The following is a 5,251-nucleotide window of genomic DNA, read 5'->3' on the forward strand; positions in this document are numbered from 1 at the left end:
TGTTTGCCAAGCCCCCTCATTTTCACCATCACCATGAAAAGCCGTTTTTATTTGCGTAAAATCACTACCCACATTTTTTAACTGCGTGATCCCACTACCAACCGCAGACCAACCTTTTCCGAGTCCTGAGCCTAATGTTTGCCAAGCCCCCTCATTTTCACCATCACCATGAAAAGCCGTTTTTATTTGCGTAAAATCACTACCCACATTTTGTAGTTGTGTGATCCCACTACCAACCGCAGACCAGCCTTTTTCTAGACCTGAGCCTAATGTTTGCCAAGCACCATCATTTTTATCGTCACCATGAAAAGCCGTTTTTATTTGAGTAAAATCACTGCCCACATTTTGTAGTTGTGTGATCCCACTGCCGACCGCTGACCAACCCTTTCCTAAACCTGTACCTAATTTTTTCCAAGCGCCATCATTATCATTATCACCATGAAAAGCGGTTTTCACTGTGGAAAAATCTTCAGGAATATGAGTCACACCACCCATACCATTTTGTAAATGAGATAAGGCCTTCTGAGAAAATAGATCAATATATTGATGAGCCCCTCTAAACGCAGTACGTATGCCTGAATGCGTATCTTTCAATGAAGCAGATAATTTAGACTCTGTCGCTTCATCTCCCAGATAAAAACGCTGAAAATTATCAGCATAAGTACCAAATCGAACTCGTTCTTCATAAGCCTCAACGATTTTTTGAGCAGGTGTTGAATCGGGATGCTGCTCCTTAAAAACCCTAACCTCATTCATGGTTTGAATCGATTTTGCGGCTAAAGGATCACTTAAAGCAGTTCTAATATCTGAAAACGTAGTCATTCTCAACACCTTTAAAATTTAGAGATAATTCGAAACGAAGAATTACATACTCGAGTAAAGCTATTTGTTATCTAAGAAAACAATGTCATGAGATAAATTAATAAAACTATCCACTAAAAAACCGATAGTGGCTCACATATCCACTATCGAGTACGTAAAATCATGATGAATCATTCGACTTTTATCTAATACAAAAAAGAAGTTGAAATAACAAATTCTGGTCAGACCAGAAGTCATGTATGGTAGCTAAAAATGTATTAACAAGTAATCAAAATAAGAGGAAAAACATGAAAAATTAGATGTATAAACAACATCTAGAGTGAAAAACCATTTAATGTAAATAACCATTCAAGACGTTAAATTATGCGAAAATTTACAATTAAACAAGAAGCAGTCTGAGGTGAGACACTGACCTATTGAAATTAATAATCACTGACTTAAAATTGATAAGCAACTGAATAAACAAAAGTAGTTAACATATCGAATATAGTGCCTCATTATGAACTCAACTTAAAAATGCTACTCTTGTTTCCAACGCTCAAGCTCATCACGCGTATCAATATCCCATGCTGCACAATCCAATGGCAAAAGATCCAATCGGTTTTGCGCTTTATGCTTCATTAGCACAGGTTTGGCACCTCTATCGCCATGAAGCATAGAAAAATCAGCTAAGTCATCATGATTAAAAATCGCCGGCACTCCAGGTGCATTTAAGTACTCTGAAGCCACAGTCTGTTTCACTTGCAACCAAAGTGTTATCAATTGAAGGTAGTCTTCTGAATTAATAGCCACTTGATCGGCCAAAGTAAGCATCAAACCCGATGCTTGTTGTCTTTTAGCATAATGGGCTGCACATTTCACTGAGGTGGATAAGCCTAGGGCCCACTGTGAATTCACAACACAATGCGCCGTATCAGGCAATAAGGGCTGCAAAATAGCTTGATGTCCCCCTAGAATCACCACCAGCTCTAATTCAAGGTTCGTGTCACCTTCAATATTCACCCTTTGAGTCAGCTGTTTGAGTTTTGCATAAGAGTCCAAAATCATAGCGTTCTGGCTCGTTGGCAGTGTCGCTGCTAACTTCGCGCCCTTAAAACGGCGACTGCCGCCTGCCGCAAGCAAGGCAATAATCAATTTTTTATGTTGTTGGTACACAGGCCTATTCACCTATTAATTACGGCTAGAAAAAAATGTATTTTAAACAAAACATATGTAGAAATAAATGGCTGTTTTTCAGCCATTTATTTCTAATCATTTTAAACTCGATGAGTAATTAAAAAGAAAAACATTTTACAACAAGTTTCTGGCCTTTACCGTTTTATGTCAAAGCTAAACAAAAAATATTGTATGAGGTATTCTGATATCAATTAAAAAACCACATTTACAACTAATAATATGTAAATGTAGCTTTCATTATCTATATTAAATTTTATAAATGGCTACGCGTTTATTAATAATCAACGCACAAACACATAAATAAATCAGAGCCTATTGTTTGTCCCCAAGAAGTACCTGCAAAACAAGCTGGTATATCATCAAACTGTGACCCATAAACCCAGTGTGAGCTAGGATCATTTTGAGGATCCATGATAATGGCAGGATCTTGAGTTATCTTACACACATAAGCAAGGTCATGTTTTGATACAACATCATTGGTTTTTTCATATTCCGCTCGAGTGCCAACCCAAGCGTCACATGCTTTTGGACAGGTCATGGCTTGCCCTTGATAAAAATTGGGAAACCAACCCGCTTTATAAGCATTCATACTTAAATCTTCAATGGGATCCGCCTGAGATGACACACTCATTCCAAGTGCTAAACTAATTAACAATGAATATATGAACGTTTTCATGATAGATATCCTTATTATTCACTCCATTATTGAGCGATATAATTCTAGACTAAAAAAAACATTCCACTTCAGTAAGAATAAATTATCTATAATAAAAAAGTACTTTTTTTCATAAAGGTATTTATTTTTAACTGCTTATTTATATTTATTTATAACAAAATAATATGGATAAAAATACAATACACAAAGGTGAAGGATTATTAGTCATTCATAAATAACGCTCATTTAAGAGCGTTATTTATAACATATCAATGTGACATTTAAATATAATGACTAATCATATATCGTTGGAATAGCTTGGCGTTTATGTTGCGTTGCTTTATAAATCGCAATCAACTTATCAGTCACAAAACTTGAGACCTCTTTGCCTTCAAGAAAATCATCAATCTGATCATAGGTCAAACCTAATGCCACTTCATCTTCTAACTGCGGTGTATCACACTCTAGATCCGCTGTTGGTGCTTTAATCACTAATGCTTCAGGTGCACCTAAATAACGGGCAACTTGTCTCACTTGGCGCTTATTGAGTCCAAATAATGGCGCTAAATCGCACGCGCCATCTCCCCACTTAGTATAAAAACCGGTAACATTTTCAGCACTGTGATCTGTTCCAACCACGAGACCACCTACCACGCCCGCTATCTGATATTGAGCAATCATGCGCATTCTTGCTTTCACATTACCTTTGACAAAATCAGCATTAGCAATGTCACTGGTCACATTCGCCTCTTCCATCCCTTTTAACGCTGCAGAATGTAAGGCATCCACACCTTGGCCAATATTCACTGTCACTTGTTTTGATGGCTGAATAAATTGGCAAGCAAGTTGCGCTTCATCCTCATCTCGTTGAGTTTTATAAGGCAATCGTACTGCAATAAACTGATAGACATTTTGAGGATTATCAGCACCAACTTCTTCATTCAGCTCATTGACCGCCAATTGACATAAACGTCCTGTCACCGACGAATCAACCCCGCCACTGATCCCCAACACTAAAGAATAAAGGTTTGATTGCTTCAATTTAGCCTTAATAAAAGCGACACGTCTTTGTACTTCAAAAGCAGAGTCAATAACCTTTAACACTTTCATTTCTCTTATGATCTGACCTTTCACTGAGGCTCCTTTTGATATCAAGTATCTTTATTGCCAATACATGTTAGCATTTAAAAAGTGATGAGATTATACCTTTGCAATTCAAAGATACCAATGAGGAAACACAGGCAAGCTTAGTTATGACTGCAATTTTTTACTAGTTCGAGATTAGAACAAGCATTACTATAGTGCTATTCCTTTACCCATTTTCGCTATGCCTTTTAACAAACGAATATTGAAAAATAAGATAAACAGGGTTATTAAATAACATCCTATGCAACAAGATTACATTCATTATTGGCAACATCCTAGCATTGCAGAAATGGCCATCAGTCGAGCTCGATTTCAACATTTCACTTTTGACAAGCATGTACATTTAGATTATCACGTTGGCCTCATCTCACAGGGCAGTCAACGTTACTCTCACAAAGGCCAGCATTATCATGTAGGTAATACAGTATTATCCACTTTAAATCCAGATGAAGTCCATGATGGTACAAGCCATCAAGAAGAAGGCTATACCGCCAATGTCCTATCTCTACCCATACATTACATTCATCACATTGCACAAGAACTCAAATACAGCTCATGCTATTTTCAGCACCCAGTATTACCCGACGCACAATTATGCCGCACTTTTTTACAGTTGCACCAATTATTAGCACAACAAGACACCCATCATATTGACAGTCAGCTCATCAAAGATACCGCTACCATGGCATTTACCACCGAATTAATTCTACGTCATTGTAAAAACAATCAAGTTCGTTCAGAGAAGCATTTCGCTTTAAGTCCTAAGCAACTCAATGACATTAAATCTCTCTTTCACAGCCAACTTTCTCACTCTTTTAAATTAGAAGAACTCGCCGCTCAATTGAATTTAAGTCAATTTCAATTTCTCAGGCAATTTAAAACGGCAACGGGTATGACACCTCATGCCTATCTTAAGTGCCTGAGATTAGAATATGCTAAAAAAGCCTTGTTAAGAGGGAAGAAACCCACCCACATTGCCCATGATATGGGCTTTTTCGATCAAAGCCATTTCAATAAAACCTTTAAAGCCGCTTATTTAATGACCCCCAGTCATTTTCAACGTTGCTTATATCGATAAAATACTAAGATGCCTTGCATTAAAAACAACCAATCAAAATTGCCACAGTCATTTCAAACGTTACTTACCAATAAATCATTGTTAATATTAATGAAATATCAGTTAAAATCGATTAATCATCTAGGGTCTGCTGATCTTTGCTGATTATTTCTGCTGCAATTTGTCGCTTCTTTATACAAGGCAGAGCTTATGCAGTGTAGTCATTCTCGGCTTGGGTTCAAACGTCGCTCTACCTTCCCCATCCTTGGGGTCGTCCATAAATAAGTGATAACGCCGTAGAAAGGAGCGACAAGTGCTGTCCGTAGGATTCACTAAACGTGTTTTACTCTTTGTTGAGAGACATTCGCTTAGAATGACTAGGCGTCACCCCTCTC

5 protein-coding genes are annotated in these 5,251 nt (G+C 37.5%); 1 reads left to right on the forward strand and 4 read right to left on the reverse strand.

Going from position 1 to position 5,251, the window contains the following annotated elements; all coding sequences use genetic code 11:
- The 4 genes from Q0791_RS24305 to nadE form a co-directional block, all read right to left on the reverse strand.
- On the reverse strand, positions 1–822 hold an 822-nt coding region (locus tag Q0791_RS24305; protein ID WP_299011846.1), incomplete at its 3' end, for a hypothetical protein.
- Between the two features lie 519 nt (positions 823–1,341).
- Positions 1,342–1,977 carry a nucleotidyltransferase family protein gene (locus tag Q0791_RS24310; RefSeq protein ID WP_299011847.1) on the reverse strand — a complete coding sequence of 212 codons (636 nt, stop codon included), beginning with the start codon at positions 1,975–1,977 and terminating at the stop codon, positions 1,342–1,344.
- 295 nt (positions 1,978–2,272) lie between these two features.
- Positions 2,273–2,674, reverse strand: a complete 402-nt coding sequence (locus Q0791_RS24315) for a hypothetical protein (protein ID WP_299011848.1) — start codon at positions 2,672–2,674, stop codon at positions 2,273–2,275.
- A 273-nt stretch (positions 2,675–2,947) separates the two neighbouring features.
- A complete protein-coding gene (gene nadE / locus Q0791_RS24320; RefSeq protein ID WP_299011849.1) occupies positions 2,948–3,787 on the reverse strand; it encodes an ammonia-dependent NAD(+) synthetase in 840 nt (279 codons plus the stop codon).
- Between the two features lie 253 nt (positions 3,788–4,040).
- On the opposite strand from nadE, the gene Q0791_RS24325 reads away from it, so the two are divergent.
- Positions 4,041–4,877 (forward strand): AraC family transcriptional regulator, encoded by an 837-nt coding sequence (locus tag Q0791_RS24325; protein WP_299011850.1) that lies wholly within the window; start codon positions 4,041–4,043, stop codon positions 4,875–4,877.
- The last annotated feature ends 374 nt before the right edge of the window (positions 4,878–5,251 follow it).

Source organism: uncultured Shewanella sp., from assembly GCF_947495455.1.
Taxonomy (GTDB): domain Bacteria; phylum Pseudomonadota; class Gammaproteobacteria; order Enterobacterales; family Shewanellaceae; genus Shewanella.

Bases quoted from the DNA above. Each gene is read 5' to 3' on its own strand.
- Q0791_RS24315 (WP_299011848.1), bottom strand. From the start codon at position 2,674: ATGAAAACGTTCATATATTCATTGTTAATTAGTTTAGCACTTGGAATG.
- Q0791_RS24325 (WP_299011850.1), top strand. From the start codon at position 4,041: ATGCAACAAGATTACATTCATTATTGGCAACATCCTAGCATTGCAGAA.